Here is a 2,429-nt window from a genome sequence, read left to right on the forward strand (position 1 = left end):
TCGAAGAAACCGACCGTTCAGTCGGCGCCATCATCGACAAGCTCAAGGAACTCGGGTTGCAGAAAAAGACGCTGGTTCTATTCATCTCCGACAACGGAGGCCTCGACAAGTACACCAGCCAACGCCCGCTTCGTGGAGACAAAATCACCCTCTATGAGGGCGGCATCCGGGTGCCCATGATTGCGTCGATGCCCGGAAAAATCGCGGCTGGAAAAACTTCAGTCGAACCGGTCTCCGGGATCGATTTCTACCCGACCATCTGCACCTTCATGGGTGTCAAACCCACCGACCCAAAGAAGGTCGATGGCGAGGATCTAACCGACTTAATCTTTAAAGAAAAATCCCTCGGTGAGCGCAATCTGTTCTGGAACTTCCCGTCATACAACAGCCCCAAAGATCCAGCCAAGTGTCCGCGCAGTGTCATGCGGCGCGGCGATTGGAAAATTCACCACCGCTATGAAGACAACGGCTATGAACTTTACAACCTCAAGGAGGACATCGGTGAGTCTAAAGACCTGTCAAAGACTCGACCAAAAATCCTCAAGATGATGCGCAAGGAGCTCGAAGCCAGCTACGATCGCTTCGGCGCCGTCAAAACCCTTAAGCCCAATCCGGATTACGTCCCAGCCCCCTAGCAGGCAACACCCCGCTCAATAAAAAGCCACAAAAACGATACACCCCCCTTATCACCCCATCAAAGCCCCTCCGAACACCTCACTCAAAAAGCAAATTCCTAGAAATAACATGCCGTTACGATACCTGAAACACCTCGCTAGCGGACTATGCATTGCCTGCACCTGCTCCCTTGCTGTAGCTGACACAACCAAGAAGCCCCAGCCGAACATCATCCTCATTCTGGTGGATGACATGGGCTATGCCGATGTCAGTTGTTACAGTAACGACAAGCACGTGAAGACTCCAAATATCGACAAGATGGATGAAGTTCACCAGTGGCTATGTCAGTGGTCTCCAATGCGCGCCGACACGAGCCGGTCTGCTCTCAGGAAAATACCAGCAGCGCTTCGGTTTCTACCACAACCGCGACGTCTTCAATAAAGTCTTCCTGCCGCAGGTGACGATGCCTCAGGTTCTAAAAAAGAGCGGTTACCGCACCGGCATGATCGGCAAATGGCATCTGGGCCGGAGTCTAGAAGCGGAGTACCCTCACCGCCGCGGTTTCGATGAGTTCTATGGCTTTCTTTATGGCATGCGGGGCTATTTGGCACCAGCCAAAGGTGGCCGCTTGATGCGCAACAACGAGCCAGTGAAGGAACACTTCGGTTACCTCACCGACTTCCTGAATCGTAAGGCCGTGTCCTTTGTTAACAAACACAGTGGTAAGACCCCCTTCTTCCTCTACGTGGCCTACAACGCGCCCCACTATCCGCTCGAGGCCAAGGAAGAGTATCTCAAGCAATACAACACTGGAAATCCTGATCGGGATAAGCAGTTGGCGATGATGGCTTCGGTCGACGAAGGAGTCGGGCTCATACTCGATGCCCTTAAAAAGAACGGCCAGTATGACAATACCATGGTCATCTTTCTCAATGACAATGGAGGAGAGCCCAAACGCGGAGCCAGCAACGGCAAACTCCGGGAAGGCAAGAACTCCCTCTACGAGGGCGGGCCAAGGGTCCCCTTCGCAGTCAGTTGGCCGGGCAAAATCAAAGCAAAGCAAATTTCTTCAATACCCGTGACTAGCCTCGATCTCTTTGCCACCACAGTCGATGTAGCTGGCGGTAAAATGCCCACCGATACCACCTTCGACAGCAAGAGCATGCTGCCCATTCTTTTTGGTAAAACCGACAAACCAAATCATGAGACCTTGTTCTGGCAGCAGACCAAAGAGGGTTGGGCACTCCGCCACAAGAACTGGAAGCTCATCAGTCCGAAGGAGAAAGCAAAGGCGGGGAAACTCGAATTATACGACTTGGCGACTGACGTGAGTGAGACGACGGATCTGGCCGACAAGCATCCGGATATCGTCAAGAAACTGCATGAGCTTTACAAGGAATGGCACAGCAAGAATAATCCAAAAGCAAGTGTTCGGATGTAGTCCATGTGGTCATACCCCTATCCCCCAACGACCTCTTTAGGGGACACCCCGCAAAAATCATCAATCCATTTTAGCCACCGGCCCGATCGTCCCTCCCTCAACAAACTCCGCTTTGATCATCGTCTGGCGGGTGTCTTCTTTTCCTTCGCTGATATTCCGGACCCAGCGCACGATGCGGTTCACCATCGGGCGGGTGCAACTCCAACGGATATGCGAGACCGATGGCTGGCACTCGCTGAAAGAAGGATCGTCGCTGGCGACGATCAAGGAAAGATCTCGCGGCACCCGGAGGCCTCGGTTGAGGAGGAAATGCAGCGTTGCGAAATAGGTGGGACCGGAGCCGAAGATGATCGCCGTTGGTGGGGAGATTTGA

At 53.1% G+C, this 2,429-nt stretch carries 4 protein-coding genes; 2 read left to right on the top strand and 2 right to left on the bottom strand.

Translation table 11 applies throughout. The features are described 5' to 3' along the window. Positions 1–635: sulfatase-like hydrolase/transferase (locus tag BSZ32_RS06425; protein WP_165788693.1), on the top strand; the 635-nt coding region annotated here is incomplete at its 5' end. A gap of 145 nt (positions 636–780) precedes the next feature. Here BSZ32_RS06425 and BSZ32_RS18735 read toward each other — a convergent pair. Continuing rightward, positions 781–948, bottom strand: coding sequence for a hypothetical protein (locus BSZ32_RS18735; protein ID WP_165788694.1), 168 nt, complete (start codon positions 946–948; stop codon positions 781–783). Between BSZ32_RS18735 and BSZ32_RS06430 the strand changes: the two genes are divergently transcribed. Further along, the gene (locus BSZ32_RS06430) at positions 938–2,056 is read left to right on the top strand and encodes a sulfatase-like hydrolase/transferase (RefSeq protein ID WP_105042675.1); all 1,119 of its coding nucleotides are present in this window, start codon (positions 938–940) and stop codon (positions 2,054–2,056) included. The two genes, BSZ32_RS18735 and BSZ32_RS06430, sit on opposite strands and share 11 nt — an antisense overlap. A 60-nt stretch (positions 2,057–2,116) precedes the next feature. Here the strand turns inward: BSZ32_RS06430 and BSZ32_RS06435 are convergent. Further along, a partial coding sequence (locus tag BSZ32_RS06435; protein ID WP_165788695.1) for a substrate-binding domain-containing protein occupies positions 2,117–2,429 on the bottom strand: 313 nt, incomplete at its 5' end.

Origin of the sequence: Rubritalea profundi (assembly GCF_002954445.1) — a bacterium.
GTDB classification, from domain to species: Bacteria; Verrucomicrobiota; Verrucomicrobiia; order Verrucomicrobiales; family Akkermansiaceae; genus Rubritalea; species Rubritalea profundi.

What these genes read in the sequence shown, in the direction of transcription:
- BSZ32_RS06430 (WP_105042675.1), top strand. Translation starts at nt 938, where the DNA reads ATGAAGTTCACCAGTGGCTATGTCAGTGGTCTCCAATGCGCGCCGACA.